General features: G+C 71.5%; 13 protein-coding genes. 2 read left to right on the forward strand and 11 right to left on the reverse strand.

Annotated features, from left to right (window positions below; translation table 11 throughout):
• Positions 1-137: 137 nt before the first annotated feature.
• The gene (locus EIY87_RS38975; protein WP_125314920.1) at positions 138-1,274 is read left to right on the forward strand and encodes a nucleotide disphospho-sugar-binding domain-containing protein; all 1,137 of its coding nucleotides are present in this window, start codon (positions 138-140) and stop codon (positions 1,272-1,274) included.
• A 166-nt stretch (positions 1,275-1,440) separates the two neighbouring features.
• Here EIY87_RS38975 and EIY87_RS38980 read toward each other — a convergent pair whose 3' ends face one another.
• The 9 genes from EIY87_RS38980 to EIY87_RS39020 all read right to left on the reverse strand — a co-directional run bounded on the left by EIY87_RS38980 (position 1,441) and on the right by EIY87_RS39020 (position 12,186).
• Positions 1,441-2,796, reverse strand: a complete 1,356-nt coding sequence (locus EIY87_RS38980) for a nucleotide disphospho-sugar-binding domain-containing protein (RefSeq protein WP_191984421.1) — start codon at positions 2,794-2,796, stop codon at positions 1,441-1,443.
• Between the two features lie 101 nt (positions 2,797-2,897).
• Positions 2,898-4,406: an APC family permease gene (locus tag EIY87_RS38985; RefSeq protein ID WP_225440318.1), complete on the reverse strand. Its 1,509-nt coding sequence runs from the start codon at positions 4,404-4,406 to the stop codon at positions 2,898-2,900.
• A gap of 246 nt (positions 4,407-4,652) precedes the next feature.
• Positions 4,653-6,221, reverse strand: coding sequence for a GMC family oxidoreductase (locus tag EIY87_RS38990; RefSeq protein ID WP_125314921.1), 1,569 nt, complete (start codon positions 6,219-6,221; stop codon positions 4,653-4,655).
• Positions 6,221-7,768 (reverse strand): GMC family oxidoreductase, encoded by a 1,548-nt coding sequence (locus tag EIY87_RS38995; protein WP_125314922.1) that lies wholly within the window; start codon positions 7,766-7,768, stop codon positions 6,221-6,223. Before EIY87_RS38995 ends, EIY87_RS38990 begins: the two co-directional genes overlap by 1 nt.
• 94 nt (positions 7,769-7,862) lie before the next feature.
• The gene (locus EIY87_RS39000; protein WP_225440319.1) at positions 7,863-9,242 is read right to left on the reverse strand and encodes an aminotransferase family protein; all 1,380 of its coding nucleotides are present in this window, start codon (positions 9,240-9,242) and stop codon (positions 7,863-7,865) included.
• Between the two features lie 129 nt (positions 9,243-9,371).
• Positions 9,372-10,559, reverse strand: a complete 1,188-nt coding sequence (locus tag EIY87_RS39005; protein WP_125314924.1) for an acyl-CoA dehydrogenase family protein — start codon at positions 10,557-10,559, stop codon at positions 9,372-9,374.
• Positions 10,560-10,666: 107 nt separating this feature from the next.
• Positions 10,667-11,128 carry an SgcJ/EcaC family oxidoreductase gene (locus EIY87_RS39010; protein ID WP_125314925.1) on the reverse strand — a complete coding sequence of 154 codons (462 nt, stop codon included), beginning with the start codon at positions 11,126-11,128 and terminating at the stop codon, positions 10,667-10,669.
• 29 nt (positions 11,129-11,157) lie between these two features.
• On the reverse strand, positions 11,158-11,625 hold the full coding sequence (locus EIY87_RS39015; protein WP_191984422.1) for an SgcJ/EcaC family oxidoreductase: 468 nt from the start codon (positions 11,623-11,625) through the stop codon (positions 11,158-11,160).
• Between the two features lie 87 nt (positions 11,626-11,712).
• The gene (locus EIY87_RS39020; protein WP_125314926.1) at positions 11,713-12,186 is read right to left on the reverse strand and encodes a nuclear transport factor 2 family protein; all 474 of its coding nucleotides are present in this window, start codon (positions 12,184-12,186) and stop codon (positions 11,713-11,715) included.
• Positions 12,187-12,360: 174 nt separating this feature from the next.
• Between EIY87_RS39020 and EIY87_RS39025 the strand changes: the two genes are divergently transcribed.
• Positions 12,361-13,869, forward strand: coding sequence for an acyl-CoA dehydrogenase family protein (locus EIY87_RS39025; protein WP_125314927.1), 1,509 nt, complete (start codon positions 12,361-12,363; stop codon positions 13,867-13,869).
• Between the two features lie 64 nt (positions 13,870-13,933).
• Here the strand turns inward: EIY87_RS39025 and EIY87_RS39030 are convergent, their stop codons facing one another.
• Both EIY87_RS39030 and EIY87_RS39035 read right to left on the reverse strand, forming a co-directional pair.
• Positions 13,934-14,959 (reverse strand): methyltransferase, encoded by a 1,026-nt coding sequence (locus tag EIY87_RS39030; protein ID WP_225440320.1) that lies wholly within the window; start codon positions 14,957-14,959, stop codon positions 13,934-13,936.
• Positions 14,960-15,107: 148 nt separating this feature from the next.
• On the reverse strand, positions 15,108-15,563 hold the full coding sequence (locus EIY87_RS39035) for an SgcJ/EcaC family oxidoreductase (RefSeq protein WP_125314929.1): 456 nt from the start codon (positions 15,561-15,563) through the stop codon (positions 15,108-15,110).
• Positions 15,564-15,569: the final 6 nt, after the last annotated feature.

Here is a 15,569-nt window from a genome sequence, read left to right on the forward strand (position 1 = left end):
CACCGGGTGTGACTCGTCCAACACTGATCGTCGGCCCCTCTCGAGGACGGCCGCATCTTTCTGATTGCTCTGCGTCACGAAGTCCGCAAGCAATCGGTGAGACGCTGGCGGCGGCGGGCGGCTGGGAACCTCGAACGATGCGGATCCTCTTCGCCACGGTGCCCCTCTCGGGACACTTCTTCCCCCTCGTGCCGCTCGCGTGGGCCTACCGGGCCGCCGGCGCCGAGGTCGTGGTGACCACGTCGGCGGACTACCTGCCGACGGTCCTGCGCGCCGGGCTCCCCGCGACGCCCGCCGGGCCCGCGGCGGACTTCACCGGCCTCGCCGGCCACGGCTACCGCGACGCCGGCGAGCACCTGCTCGCCCACGGCCGGGTGTTCGCCCGCGTCTCCGCCGCGAACCTGGTGGGCACGCTCCGGCTCGCCGAGAGCTGGCAGCCGGACCTCGTGGTGTACGAACGCGCGGCCGCGGCGGGCGCGATCACGGCGGCGGTGCACGGCGTCCCCGGCGTCGAGCTGCAGTGGGGTGTGCCCGCGCTGCGCGAGTACCGCGAGGCGGCGGACGAGGTGCTCGCCGGCGAGCTGTCCGCGCTGGGCCTGCCCGCGCTGCCGCGCGCGGACCACGTCGTCGGCACCTGGCCGCCGAGCCTGCGCCACCTGCACGCGGCGGAGCAGTCGAGCATGCGGCACGTGCCGTACAACGGCGACGCCCGGCTGCCGGACTGGCTGGCGGTCCCGCCGCGACGGCCGCGGGTGTGCCTGACGCTGGGCACCGTGCTCCCCGGGCTCGGCACGGCCGGGCTGTTCCTGGCCCTGCTCGAGAAACTGTCCACGTTGGACATCGAGCTGGTGGTCGCGGTGGCCGACGAGACGGCGGCGGCGTGGGGCCCGCTCCCGCCGTCGGTGCTGCACGCGGGACGGCTCCCGCTGGCGCAGGCGCTGCGGACGTGCGACGCGGTCGTGCACCACGGCGGCAACGGGACGTCGCTCGCGGCGCTCGAAGCCGGGGTCCCGCAGCTGGTGCTCCCGCACTTCGACGACCAGATCGGGAACGCGGAAGCCGTGGTGCGCTCGGGCGCCGGGCTGCGGCTGTCGCCCGGGGAGATCACGCCCGAGGCGGTGGCGGCCGGGTGCGCGCAGCTGCTGGACGAACCCCGGTTCGCCGAGGTGGCGGCCGGGGTCGCCGCGGAGAACGCCGCGCAGCCGTCGCCCGCCGAAGTCGTGCGCACGCTGACTCCCCTGGCTCTGCAACCGGAACTCCGCCGGGCGGGCTGACCCCGGCACGCGAAAAGGCCGCGGGCCGGGTGATCCCCGGCCCGCGGCCTCCGCACTGCCCGCCTCAAGCGCCCCAATGTGGCCTTGGTTGCGTCTGACGCACCCAAGGTGGCCTTCGGTGCGTCTGACGCACCGAAGGCCACCTTGGGGCGCTCGGGACCCGGGCTCAGCTCTGGTGGTCGAGCGTGAGCTGCTCCAGGATCTTCACGTACTCGGCCGGGCCGGGGACCGAGTTGATCTCCTTCAGCAGCCGCTGGGCGTTCTCCTTGAAGGACTTCTCCTCCAGCACCCGGCGGATCTGCTCGCGCATCACCGCGGCGTCCGGCTCGGCCACGTTCAGCACCAGGCCCGCGCCCTTCGCCAGGGTGAAGCGGGCCAGCGCCGGGCCGAGGCTGTAGCGCGACCGGGCCAGGCGGGCCGCACCCGAGGGGTTCGCGCGGATGCTGTGGCCGACGAAGTCGACCAGCAGCTGCGGGACGCTGTTCAGGATCGCCGGCATGACCGTGCCGACACCGCCGTGGTGGATGAGCAGCGAGCACGTCGGGACCAGCTGGTCCAGCGGGACGAACGGGAGGACGCGGACGTTCTCCGGGATCTGCTCGACCTTCGCCAGCTGCTGCTCGTCGAGCGTCGCGACGACCTCGACGTCCAATTCGGACAGTGCGTTGAGCAGCACCGGGATGTGGTCCCAGCCGCCCTCCATGAACGCGCGCTCGGACAGGCCCAGCGACACCGCGACGCGGGGGCGCTCCGGCACCGGGTACAGCCAGTCCGGCATCGGCTGCTGGCTCGAGTACGACACCCAGCGCATCGGGACGACGTTCGCGGACACCTCGGGGCCGATCTCCGTCGGCTGCGAGTTGATCGTCCACTGGCCCCACAGCAGCTCGTCGTCGATCTCGACGCCGTAGCGCTCGGCCGCCGCGCGGACCGTCTCGACCGCCGGGTTCGGCAGTTCGGGCGCACCGGGCTTGCTCGTGAGCTCCTTGAACTTGTCGATGCTGCGGCAGAAGACGTCGGGCGCGGTCCACCAGCGGGCGTGCGCCGCGCCGGCGACCTTCGCCGCCACCGCCGCGGCGGGCAGGCAGGCGTCCCAGATCACCAGGTCCGGCTGCCACGCCTTGGTGAACTCGACGAGGCCGTCCAGGAACGGCAGCGGCTCGTTCGGGTCACCCTTCCACGGCGCGAAGTCCCACTGCGCGGGCAGGTAGTACTGGCTGTAGACGTCCCAGTGCTCGCGGTCCGGGTCGTCGGCGTCGAAGCCGAGGGCCTCCAGCGCCGCGGTGATCTCGGCGAGGTCCGCGCGCTCCTTCTCGTAGGCCCGGCCGGGGCCCATCGGGATCGGCATGCTGTCGATGTCGCAGACCGAGACCGGGGTGATGCCCATCGACGCGATCGTCTCCACCCCGCCCGGGTGCGTGGCGATCACGACTTCGTGGCCCGCGGACTTCAGCGCCCAGGCCAGCGGCGCCAGCGGGTAGGTGTGCGCCGGGGCCGGCCAGATGGCGAATTGCACACGCATTGTTTCGGCTCCTCCAGGACGAGTCGGCGGGAGACTTTCTTCAGCCGCCAAGGGAAAATCGTAGGGACGCGAAGCGGGGCGGACATCTCCCCCAGTGCCGCTCAGGCCGCCTCGGCCCGCTGGTCACCGGGCTCTTCCGGGTCCGGGACCGCGGCCAGCCCCCCGCGTTCCGCGGCAATCCGGGAAAGCGCCGCATAACGGTCAGGACGGCGAGCCCGCAGCCAAAACGCGAAACCCGCGCCGGCCGCGACGACGACCACGAACGCCCACGGCAGCGAGTTCACCAGCGTGCTCGTCGTGCCGGTCAGCAGGTCGAAGTTCTGGACCACCAGCACCGCGGACGCCACCAGCCCGAGCAGCCCCAGGACGGGCGCGACCCCGGTGCGCCACCAGTGCCGGTCCGGCCGGCGGCGGAAGAACGCGATGACCGACAGGGAAGCGGCCGCCTGCAGCCCGACGATGCCGAGCGTGCCCAGCCCCGTCATGGTGGTGGCGAGGTTGACGTACGGGTCCGCGCCGGCGAGCGCGAAGATCGCGGTGACGGCGACGGTGAAGATCGTCTGCGTCAGGCTCGCGCGGTGCGGCGACCCGTGCTTGCGGTGCACCGCGCCGAGCCCGGCGGGCAGCACGCGGTCGCGGCCGAGGGCGTACAGGTAGCGGTTGGACGCGCCGTGCATCGCGAGCATCCCGGCGAACAGGCTGGTGCACAACAGGATCTGCATCCCGGTGGTGACCGCCGAGCCCAGGTAGTCGTCGGTGAGCCCGCCGAAGAGGTTGCCGAGCTGCTGCCCGGCGACGTCCCGCAGCTGCCCCGGCCCGACCGCGCCGACCGCGACCCAGCTCGTCAGCGCGTAGAAGACCGCGATCAGGATCACCGACCAGTAGGTGGCGAGCGGGACGCTGCGGCGCGGGTTGCGCGACTCTTCGCCGTACAGCGCGGCGGATTCGAAGCCGATGAAGGAGATGAGCGCGAACATCAGGGACACGCCGAGCCCGGCACCGACGATGGTCGCCGGGTCGAACGAGGCCGCGGGCAGCGCGCCACCGCCGTGCCGGAGCAGCACCGCGATGTCGAGCAGCACCAGGATCGCGACCTCGGCGATCATCAGGACGGCGAGCACGCGGGCGCTGAAGTCGATCTTCCGGTAGCCCAGCACGCCCATCAGCGCGAGCCCGATCGCGGCCCAGACCGGCCACGGCCAGTCGAGGCCGTAGGAGGCCGCGACGAGCTGCGCGAAGTAGGCGAAGGCGCCGGTCATCCCGACGGTGGCGGTGTTGTAGGCGAGCACGGCGGCCCAGCCACCCCCGACCGCGGCCGGCCGCCCGAGCCCGGCCGACAGGTAGCCGTAGAACCCGCCCGAGGTGACGATCCGCCGGCTCATCGCGGCGTACCCGACGGAGAAGCAGAGGAGCGTGAGCCCGGCGAAGACGAACATCGCGGGCACCGCGGCGCCGTTGCCGATGGCGAAGGCCAGCGGGACGGTCCCGACCATCGCGGCGAGCGGAGCCGCGGCCGCCACGACCAGGAAGACGATCTTCGGGGTACCGAGGGTGCGCCGGAGGGACGCCGGTCGCGCGTCCCCGGAACCGCGGTCGGATGCTGCGCTCACGGGTTCTTCCTCTCACTCGCTCGCGATGGGTTCGCGACCAAGTCTTCGCTTCGGGTGAGCACCCGCTCGTCTCCCCCGCTGCGGACTAAAGCGCCCCAATGTGGCGTTGGTTGCGTCAGACGCACCGAACGCCACATTGGGTGCGCTGGACGCACCGAACGCCACATTGGGGCGCTTGGGGCCGGGACGCGAAAGGGACGGCCGGCGGGGGTGCCGGCCGTCCCTTTCTCCGTGCGGGGAGCCGCGTCAGGAGGCCTTGGCCAGTGGCGTCGACTGCGCCCCGCGGACCAGGTCCGCGGCCTTCTCCCCGATGACGATCGCCGTCGCGTTCGGCGCGCCGCGGCCGACGGTCGGCATCACCGAGACGTCGGCGACTCGGAGGCCTTCGACGCCGTACACCTTGAGCTCGTGGTCGACGACCCGGCCCATCCCGCAGGCGCCGCTGCCGTGGAAGATCGAGTTCGTGTAGCGCCGCACGTACTCGCGCAGGTCGTCGTCCGAATCGGACGCCGGGGCGTTGAGCAGGCGCTCGTTGAACTTCGCGAACGCCGGCCGGCTCGCGATGTCCATGGCGATCCGGACGCCGGCCACGGCGACGTCGATGTCGCCCTCCGCGCTGAAGTAGCGGTGCTCGATCTTCGGCTTGGCCGTCGGGTCCTCCGCCACCAGCGTGATCTGGCCGCGGCTGCGCTGCGTCAGCAGCACCGGGCCGAACGTGATCGCGTGCCGGGTCGGCACCGTCAGGCCGCTGTCGGCGAACTCCATCGGGCCGGCGAAGTAGACGACGTCCGGGGCGGGCAGCCCGGGCTGGGTCCGCACGTACCCGCCCGCCTCCGGGCCGTTCGACGTCAGCGGGCCGCGGCCCTCTTCCTGGAACGCCCGGATGCTCTCCGGCTCGAACGCGCTCAGCAGGCTGTTCGGCTGCGAGTGTTCGTAGATCAGCGGGACCAGCGGGTGGTCCTGCAGGTTCTTGCCGACCTCGGCGTGGTCGAGCACGACCTCCATGCCGAGCCCGCGCAGCTGGTCGGCCGGGCCGATGCCGGAGAGCAGCAGCAGCTGCGGCGAGTTGTACGCCCCGGCCGAGAGGATGACCTCGCGCTCGGCGTGGATCGTGAGCTCGTCGTCGACCTGGCGGCCGGTGACGCCGATCGCGCGGCCGTTCTCGATGAGCACGCGGTAGACCTGGTAGTTCTTGATCAGCGTCAGGTTCGGCCGCTCGAGCGCCGGGTGCAGGAACGCCTGCGCGGTGCTCCACCGGCGCCCGTTGCGCTGGGTCACCTGGAAGCGGCCGAAGCCGTCCTGGGTGGGGCCGTTGAAGTCGTCGTTGGCCGGGTGCCCGGCCTGCAGCGCCGCCTCGACGAGCGCCGTCGTCGCGGGGTTCAGCGAACGACCGTCCGAAACGGACAGTGGCCCGCCCGCGCCGTGGTACTCCGACGCGCCGCGCTCGTTGTCCTCGGACCGCTTGAACAGCGGGAGCAGCTCGTCGTAGCTCCAGCCGGGCTGGTTCCAGCCGTCGTAGTCGATGCGGTTGTTGCGCAGGTACAGCATCGCGTTGATCGAGCTGGTGCCGCCGAGCACCTTGCCGCGCGGGTGGAAGACCCGCCGCCGGTTCAGCTGCTCTTCTTCGTGGGAGTCGTAGTCCCAGTCGACCCGGGTGCGGAACAGGTCGCCGAAGACGGCGGGGATGTGGATGTTCTCGACGTCGTCGTTGCCGCCCGCCTCGACGAGAGCGACCTTGACGTCCGGGTCTTCGGACAGCCGGGCCGCGAGCACGCAGCCCGCGGAGCCCGCGCCGACCACGATGTAGTCGTACATCAGCTGGCCTCCTTGATGAGGTCGGCGGCCTTCTCGCCGATCATGATGGCGGACGCGTTCGGGTTGCCCCGGCCGACGACCGGCATCACCGAGCAGTCGGCGACCCGCAGGCCGTCGACGCCCTGGACGCGCAGCTCGGCGTCGACGACCTCGCCGATCGCGCAGGTGCCCGCGGGGTGGAAGATCGAGTGGGTGTACCGGCGCAGGTACGCCTTGAGGTCGTCGTCCGATTCGGACGCCGGGAACTGGTAGAACGACTCGTGGAACGGCCGCAGGGCCTCCTGCTTGGCGATCTCCAGCGAGACCCGCAGCGCGCGCACGCCCGTCTCCAGGTCGGCTTCCTCGGCGAAGAAGTTGTTGAGGATGCGCGGTTTCGCCGTCGGGTTGGTCGACTGCAGGGTGATGTTGCCGCGGCTCTCCGGCGTGATGAGCACCGGGCCGAGCGAAATCGCGTGCTCGTACGGGAACGCGAGCCCGCTCTCCACGAACATCACCGGCGCCGCGAAGATCGCCGCGTCCGGGGCGGGCAGGTCCGGCAGGGTGCGGAAGTAGCCGCCGGCCTCCGGGCCGTTGCCGGTCAGCGGGCCGCGCTGCTCCTCCATGAACAACCGGAAGTTCTCCGGGGTGGCCGCCGCGGTCATGCTGATCGGCTGCGAGTGCACCGAAACCAGCGGCACCAGCGCGTGGTCGGAGAGGTTCTGCCCGACCTGCGGGCTGTCGGCGACGACCGGGATCCCGAACGCCGAGAGCAGGCACGACGGGCCGATGCCGGACAGCTGCAGCAGCTGCGGCGAGTTGTACGCCCCGGCCGAGAGGATGACCTCGCGCTCGGCGCGGATGTCGATGGGGGCGTCGTCGCCCTGCTGCCCGGTGACGCCGACCGCGCGCCCGTTCTCGATGATCACCTTGTGCGCGCGGAACTCCGTCAGCACGGTGAGGTTCGGCCGGCCGAGCGCCGGGCGCAGGAACGCGGCCGCGGTGCTCCACCGCTTGCCGTCGCGCTGGGTCAGCTGGAACTCGCCGAAGCCGTCCAGCTCGGCGCCGTTGAAGTCGTCGGTGGCCTTGTAGCCGGCCTGCACGGCGGCTTCGACGAGCGCCACCGAGCTCGGGTTGTGCGAGCGGTTGTCCGAAACGGACAGCGGGCCGCCTTCGCCGTGGTACTCCGACGCGCCGCGCTCGTTGTCCTCGGACTTCTTGAAGTACGGCAGCACCTCGTCGAAGGACCAGCCCGGCTGGTTCCAGCCGTCGTAGTCGATCTTCGTGCCGCGGACGTACAGCATCGCGTTGGTGGAGCTGGTGCCGCCCAGCACCTTGCCGCGCGGGAGGTACAGCCGTCGGCCGCCGAGGTGCGGCTCCTCCGCCGTGTCGTAGTCCCAGTCGTAGCGGGTGCGGAACAGCTGGCTGAACGCCGCCGGGATGTGGATCTCCTCGGCGTCGTCCGGCGGTCCCGCCTCCAGCAGGGCCACCTTGACGTCGGGATCCTCCGACAGCCGGGCCGCCAGCACGCACCCCGTCGAACCCGCGCCGACGATCACGTAGTCGTACATCTGCTCTCCAAGCTCCAGAAGGTCAATCGGGGTCGAGCTCGCTGCCGGAGCTCGGCGAGCGGGACGGCGGGCTCGCACCCGCCGTCCCACGGGGTCAGCGCGGTGCGAGCGTGCCGTCCGGGCGCAGCCGGGAAACGACTTCGACGACCGCCGCGGCCGCCCGGCGCGCCTCGGCCTCGGTGAACACCAGCGGCGGCGCGAGCACGAAGTTGTGCCCGTACGGCCGGGCGATCACGCCGTGGACCTTGCGCGTCTCGAACGCGACCGCCTCGACCTGCGACCAGTCGAGCGGAGCCGTCGTCTCCTTGTCGGCGACCAGTTCGAGGGCGGCGAGGGTGCCCTCGATCCGGACGTCCCCGACGTTGGGCAGCTCGCGGGCCGGGGCCAGCGCCTCCTCGAACCAGCCCTGGATGCGCCGCGCGTTGTCCAGCAGGCCTTCGCGCTCGATGATGTCGAGCGTGGCCAGGCCGAGGGCGCAGGCGACCGGGTGCCCCTGGAACGTGTAGCCGTGGAAGAAGCCGCCGTCGCCGATGAGGGTGTCGGCGATGTCGTCGGTCATCAGGGTGGCGCCCAGCGGCGCGTAGCCACCCGCGATGCCCTTGGCGGCGGTGATGATGTCCGCCTCCATGCCCTGGTTCGCCGACTCGAACCACGAGCCGATCCGGCCGAACGCCGTGACGACCTCGTCCGCGATGAGCAGGATCCCGTTCTTGCGCAGGACTTCCCGCACGCGCTTCCAGTAGCCCGGCGGCGGGGCGAGGACGCCGCCACCGGCCATGATGGGCTCGCCGATCATGGCGGCGATGTTCTCCGCGCCGATCCGCTCGATGGTGTCTTCGAGCTCCTGGACCAGGAAGTCGGTCGGGTCGACGTCGCCGTAGAGCTGCTTCGCCCGGTACGGGTAGGGCGGGGAGAGCTTCTCGACGTGCGGCAGGTTCGGGCCGACGCCGGCCTGCATGGGCGGGAAGCCGGTCGCGGTGCCGCTGCCGTAGGTCGCGCCGTGGAACGAGTAGTGCCGGGCGAGGATCCACGTCCGGTCCGGCGCGCCCTTGCGGGTGTGGTAGAGCCGGGCGGCCTTGATCGCGGTCTCCACGGCTTCCGAACCACCGCTGGAGAAGGCGACCCGGTTGATGCCGGCCGGGGCGAGCTGCGCGAGCCGCTCGGCGAGCCGGATCGCCTTCTCGTTGGTGAACTCGAGGAGGCTCGTGAAGAACTCGATCTCCTTGATCTGCTTCGCGGCGACCTCGGCGAGGTCGGCGCGGCCGTGACCGAGCGGCGAGTGCCAGACCCCGCCGCCGGCGGCGTCGAGGAGTTCGTTGCCGCGCGCGTCCCAGACCGTGCTCCCCTGCCCCTTGACGATGACCAGCCGGTCGGTGATGTCACCGCGGTGCATCGAGCGGACCAGGTGCTTGCGGTCGAGGTCTTCCAGTTCCGACGCCGGGGCGGACAACGGCGGGATCCCAGGTGTGGTCACGGCTTTCAGTCCAATCATGAGAGGAGACGACGTAATTCGCCCCAGGAACGTTGGCACACAACACTTTCCGAAACCGAGTTCACCGTACCCGGCGGTCGGTCGAGGACTTCTCCGCCGGTGCGGGGCGTCTCAGATGTACTGCGTGTTGGGTTCCAGGCCGAGCAGGACCCGGCCGTAGAGCTCGTTGTTCGTGTCGGGCGCCATCAGCGCGTGCAGGTTCACCACGTGGATGTCGCGCGTGATCCGCTGGATCGGCACGCTGCTGTAGGCCGACGAACCGCCGCTGGCGAGGCTCAGCGCGTCCACCGCCGACTTGGTGAGCCGGCAGATCGCGCCGATGTCCGCACGGGTGCGGGCGCGCTCGAGCAGCGACCACTCCGCGCCGGTGGCGGCCTTCTCGTCCGCGGTGCGGGTGATCCGGTCCGCGTGGAAGGCGGCCTGGTCGATCTGCAGCCGGGCCTCCGCGACCTTGAGGTGCGTGACGGGCGCCTCGGCCTGGTGCGCGTAGTCGGTGTAGGTGATCTTGCGGGTGCCGACGCGCTCGAGGAAGTTCTCCATCGCCGCCTCGGCGAGCCCGATCGCCGTGCCCGCCGAGGACGCGTTCGCCACGCCCAGCAACGGGTTCCGGTAGATCGGCAGCTCGGCGCTGGCCGGCGAGTGGCTCTGGCCCTGCAGGATCGACACCAGCGGGATGACGCGCTCGGCGGGCACGAACAGGTCGTTCGCGACGGTGGTGACGCTGCCGGAGCCGGCCATGCCCATCGTGTACCAGTCGTCGATGACCTGGAGATCGCTCAGCGGCACCAGCGCGGCGACCGGCCACATGCCCTGGCCGTCCGGCGTCGGGGCGATGGCGATGATCTCCTGCCAGTGGCTGTGCAGCGCGCCGCTGATGAAGCCCCAGCGGCCGTTGACGACGTAGCCGCCGTCGGTGGGCACGGCCTGCCCGCCCGGGCTGAGCGTGCCGCAGACGCGGACGTCCGGCGTCGAGTAGACCTCGTCCTGCACGGCGTCCGGGAACATGCCGACCATCCAGCCGGGGATGTTCCACACCGACGTCGTCCAGCCGACGGCGCCGTCCCCGCGCGCCAGCTCGACGAGCACGGCGTTCAGCGTGGCGGTGTCGACCTCGAACCCGCCGTAGCGCTTCGGCACGCGCAGCTTGAAGAACCCGGCGTCGCCCAGCGCCTCGAGCGTGTCGTCGTGCAGGCGGCGGTTCTCCTCGTGCCAGACGGCGTTCTTCTGGAGCAGGGGCACCAGGTCCTGGGCCCGGCGGACCAGTTCCTCGCGCGAAGGGACGGGGACGTTCGTCGTCATCGGTGGTCCTTCCGGGTTTCCACGTGCGGCTTCGGGTCGAGAATCCGCTTCCCCGCTCCGGCGGCGCACCTCCGCGATTGCGGAGCACGCCGCCGGGTGCGCGGCGCTCAGCCGCGGATCGGGCTGCTCTGGTGCGACAGGAGCGACCACTCGCCGTCGCGCTCCACCACGATCCAGGTGGCGCGGATCTGGCGCTCCGGCGCGGTTTCGGTTTCGCCGTCGAGGATGATGCCGCCCTGGGTGATCACCATCGCGGTGTCCTCGGCCAGGAACGTGACCTGCAGCGGCCAGCCCTTGACGTGCGCGCCGGCCAGCGGGCCGTCGAAGCCCGCCTGCATGTACGCGCGGATCTGCTCGCGGCTGGTCAGCTGCTCGTCCTGCATGAGCAGGCTGCCGTTCTCGGTGAAGACCCCGGCGAACTCGTCGGCGTCGTTGGTCTTCCACGCGTGCGTGATGCGCAGCGGCACGGTCAGCGCGGCGCGGTCGCGGGGATCGGTGAACTCGCGGTAGAAGTCCGTGTCCTCCTCGACCCCGTACGAGGCGAGGATTTCCGTTGCGGTGGCGGGCATTGCGGCTCCTTCGTCGGTGTTCCGGGTGTTCACCAGCGGAGGGTCGCGCCGGTGCCGCGCGGGCTGTTCTGGTAGCCGGCGAGGTACCACACGCCGTCTTCTTCCTTCTTGACCGTCCACGTCGAGCGGACGGCGAGCTCCGGCGAGATCTCGGTCTCCCCCGGCGCCAGGATGCCGCCGTGCGTGCGGATCAGCGCGACGGTGTCGGTCACGATCCGCAGGTCGACCGGCTTGCCGGTGATCCGCGAGCCCTTGAACGGGCCGGCGAACGCGGCCGCCAGGAACGGGCGGATCTCGTCGCGGCCGACCTTGTAGACGTCACCCGGCAGGATCAGGGTGCCGTCCTTGGTGAAGACGTCGACGACCGCGTCGACGTCGTTGCGGGCCCAGGCTTCCACCAGCCGCAGCGGGACGCCCAGCACTTCCTTCTCCCGTTCGCTCGTGAACGGGCCGTAGTAGTCGTCCAACGCGGACGACGCGTCGAGTTCAGCGGACACCGGGTCCTCCTCTTCGCCTCAGCGGACGGGTCCCGCCCATCATCGGCGCTCACCCCGTGACCCGGCGCCTTCTGCATTGCCGCTACGTCACGCGCTCCGGTCGAGGCCGGCGACGAGCGGCTCCGGGCGCACGTTGTGCGGGTACGGCCAGCCGCGCTGCGTCAGGTAGAGCACGAGGTCGACGGTGTTGCTCGCGACGTCGATCTGCGCGATGCGGTGGTTTTCGATCTTCAGCACAATTGTTTCCACCGACGTGCCCTCCCGGCCGGTCGGCCCGATGTGGAAAAACGGCTCGTCGTGTTTCCAGTGCAGGTTGAAGACGATGAAGCCGCGCCCGTTCCCCTGCTCGTCCAGCGCGAGGTGCTCGTCGATCAGGTCTATCCGCTTGCCGAGGCGCACGAACCACTTCGCCCATTCCTTCAGCGCGCCGAGGCCGATCTGACCGAATTGCGCCGGGCTGTTGATCAGGACGTCGTCGGCGATGATGGCGTCCCATCGCTCGAACTCGACGAGTTGCAAGCCGTCGTACAGTTCTCTGGTCAGCGTGGTTTCCGAATTCACGGTCACTCCTGTGGAGAGTAGGTTGTGGAACGACCGAGAATGGCACCGCCGCACCGCGCGCTGCCAGTTTCCGGCGAATCGGGAAACCCAGAGCGCACGCTCGGAGTAGAGCGCGGTACCGGCCCCGATTACCGTGCGACAGTGGAGTGAACCCGGCCCGCGGAAAGGGCGGACATGAATCCTTGGCCGACCGGGGAGCCGCCGGAAGCGCGCCTGCGGGCCGCGCTCGCCGCCGACCGGCCCCTCCTCCACGACCACCCCCGGCTGCGGGCGCTGCTCGAATCGAGCGCGGTGGCGGACCCGGGCGAGTTCTTCCTGCTGTTCCTGCACCACTGCATGGCCACCGGCGCCGCGCTCGACCAGGGCGCCGCCGAGGAGGACGTCGCCGATCTCGCCTCCGGGCGCTGGGCCGGCGCCGCGCTGCTCGCCGAACTGGGCCACGCCAACAGCAACTCCCGCACGCACACCGAGGCCGTCTTCGACCCGGCGACGCGGGAGTTCGTGCTGTCGACCCCGGTTCCCGGCGCGGCGAAGTACCCGGCCACCTTCGGCCCGGCCGGGCTCGCGACGCTCGCCGTCGTCAGCGCGCGGCTCCTCATCGGCGGCACGGAGCACGGCACCGCGCTGTTCCTGGTCCCGGTGCGCGACGAGCGCGGGCCCTGCCCGGGTGTGTCGATCGAACCCTGCCCGCCGACCGCGTTGCTGCCCCTGGACTACGCGACGGTCCGGTTCGACGGCGTCCGCGTGCCCTACCGGCGCTGGCTGCGCGACGGCGCGTCGATCACCCCGGACGGCGAGTTCCACGACCCGCTGGCCGACGCCGGCGCCCGCGGCCGCCGCACGATGAGCATGGGCCGCTTCGGCTGGGGCGCGATCACCGTCGGCCTCGCCGCGGTCGCGCGCGCGAGCGTCTCACTCGCCCTCGACCGCGCGGGCCGCCGCCGGACCCTCGACCGGCTGGCCGGCGAGATCCCCGCGATCGACCACCTCAACCAGCAGCGCCTGCTGTTCGGCGCGCTGGCGTCGGCGCTCGCGGCGACGACGCTCGCCCGGCGCGAGACCGGCCGCTACTGGTCCTTCGGCGCACCGCCCGGCGTGCACCGCGAGCTGGGGCTGACCAAGGTCGCGGTCACGGCGCTGGCCGACCGCGCGGTGAACCGCGCCCGCTCGGCCAGCGGTACGGCCGGGTTCTTCTCCGAGCACCGGCTGATCGGCTACCAGGGCCTGACCCTGGCGTTCCAGTCCGCCGGCGGCGACAACCGGCTGATCGCGCTCGACGCGGCGTGGACGATGGCGGCGGGCCAGGAGTACACGCCGCCCGCGGACGCACCGGGCGCGGACGAGTGGGTCACGCTCTTCCGGCACCGGGAACGCCTGCTGCACGAGGAACTCGCGACCGGCCTCGACGGCTCGTTCGACACCTGGAACGCGCGCTCGGAACTGGCGCTGCGCTTCGTTTCCGCGCACTCGGCCCGCCGGACGGCGGAGGTCGTCTCCGGCGAGCTGCCGTCCGACCTGTACGAGCTGCACTGCCTCGAGGAGGTCGAGGCGCACGCGGGGTGGTTCCTGGCCCACGGGCTGCTCACCGCCGACCAGGTGCTCGGCCTGCCGGACCGGATCAACGCGCTCTGCCGCTGCCTGCACCAGGACCCCACCCCGCTCGACCGGCTTCTGTGCCGTTAAGGCCACCTTACGGGCGTCTGACGCCCGTAAGGTGGCCTTAACGGCAGTGGGCTGGAAGCGGGCGTCAGCGGGCGACGGCCTCCACGACCGACACCGCGAACCCGGTGTCGAGAACCCGGGTCAGCTCCAGCCCGGCCTTGTCGAACAGCGCCCGGAACTCCTCCTCGGTGCGCTCCCGGCCCGGCAGGATCGACATGACCATGATGTCGAACAGCTTGCCCAGGTGCGGTTCGTTGCGCGGCGGGATCACCGTGTCCAGCACCACGATCCGGCCGCCGGGGCGCATCGCGCGGCGGCAGTTGCGCAGGATGCGCACGCACTGCTCGTCGTTCCAGTCGTGGATGATGTGCTTGAGCAGGTAGACGTCGGCCGGCGGGCACTCCTCGAAGAAGTCGCCGGTGACGAGCTCCCAGCGGTCGTCGTCGCCGAGCTCGCCGAGGCGGTGGCCGGCCACGACGTGGTCGCCCAGGTCCATCAGGAGGCCGTACAGGCTGTCGTCCGCGCGCAGCGCTTCGAGCAGCAACCCGCCGTACCCGCCGCCGACGTCGACGACCGTCGCCCCGGCCGGGAAGGTCAGGTTGCGGATGATGGAAGCGTTCTCGGAGTCCGACTTCGACTGCATGCCCGAATAGAACGTCTCGGGGGACTCGACGTCGCGGAAGTAGTCGAAGAACGTCGTGCCGAACACCTTGTCGAAGGACGCGTCGCCGTGCTCGACGCTGTGCGCCAGCTCGCCGTGGGAGTTCCAGAACGTCTTGTCGGTGAAGGTCAGGACGGCGGACCGGAGCGAGCCCGGCACGTCCGAGCGCAGCAGCTCGGCCTCGGGGGTCAGCTCGAAGCGCCCCCGGTCGTCCTCGTGGAACACCCCGCGCATGGCGAGGGCCCGCAGGACGCGGTTCAGGTTGTCGGCGTGGGCCCCGGTGGCCTGCGCCAGCTCGACGACCGTCTTCGGCCCGCTGGCCAGGTGGTCGGCGACGCCCACGGCGGCCGCGGCGCGCAGGGCCGCGGAATAGACGTAGCCCAACGTCTCCTCGAACAAGCGGATCCCGGCCTGTTCGGTGTCGGAGAGTCTTGCCGGTTTGCTGTCCACGGGATCACCTTCCGCTCGTCGCCTGTGGCTCCCCATCGTGGCGGCGCGCCGCGACCGGCGTCGACTCCTCCTGTGCGCGACCACAGTGGACACTTCACGCGCGAAAGCCACCCCAGCGCACCGGGGTGGCCTGCGCGCCGCGGCGGGCTCAGCCGCGGATCGGGCTGGTCTGGTGGGAGACGAGCTTGTAGTCGCCCGCCTCCTTGCGCACGACCCAGGTCGCCCGGTTCTCGTTCTCCGGCGCGATCTCGGTGGCGCCGTCCAGGATGATGCCGCCCTTGGTGATCGCCAGCGCGACGCCGTCGGCCAGGAACTTGCACTGGACGGGCTCGTCGGCGACCTTGCTGCCGCGGTACGCGCCGGCGAACTGCTCGGCCAGGTAGGCGCGGATCGCCTCGCGGCCGCGCAGCTGCTCGTCGCCGATCAGCATGCTGCCGTCGTCGGTGAACAGGTCGGCCAGCGCGTCGGCGTCCCCGGCGTCCCAGGCGGCGCGCAGGCGCAGCGGGACGGTGAAGACCGCGCCCTCCTCGCCGTTGGGGAAGTCGCCGTAGTAGCCGGCCCACTGCTTGGCCTTGGCGACCAGGTCGGAAGCCTTGGAAGTCATCGGTGT

This window comes from Amycolatopsis eburnea (genome assembly GCF_003937945.1).
GTDB classification, from domain to species: domain Bacteria; phylum Actinomycetota; class Actinomycetes; order Mycobacteriales; family Pseudonocardiaceae; genus Amycolatopsis; species Amycolatopsis eburnea.

Coding starts and splice junctions, on each gene's coding strand:
- EIY87_RS38975 (WP_125314920.1), top strand. CDS start 138: ATGCGGATCCTCTTCGCCACGGTGCCCCTCTCGGGACACTTCTTCCCC.
- EIY87_RS38980 (WP_191984421.1), bottom strand. CDS start 2,796: ATGCGTGTGCAATTCGCCATCTGGCCGGCCCCGGCGCACACCTACCCG.
- EIY87_RS38990 (WP_125314921.1), bottom strand. CDS start 6,221: ATGTACGACTACATCGTGGTCGGCGCGGGCTCCGCGGGCTGCGTGCTC.
- EIY87_RS38995 (WP_125314922.1), bottom strand. CDS start 7,768: ATGTACGACTACGTGATCGTCGGCGCGGGTTCGACGGGGTGCGTGCTG.
- EIY87_RS39005 (WP_125314924.1), bottom strand. CDS start 10,559: ATGACGACGAACGTCCCCGTCCCTTCGCGCGAGGAACTGGTCCGCCGG.
- EIY87_RS39010 (WP_125314925.1), bottom strand. CDS start 11,128: ATGCCCGCCACCGCAACGGAAATCCTCGCCTCGTACGGGGTCGAGGAG.
- EIY87_RS39025 (WP_125314927.1), top strand. CDS start 12,361: ATGAATCCTTGGCCGACCGGGGAGCCGCCGGAAGCGCGCCTGCGGGCC.
- EIY87_RS39035 (WP_125314929.1), bottom strand. CDS start 15,563: ATGACTTCCAAGGCTTCCGACCTGGTCGCCAAGGCCAAGCAGTGGGCC.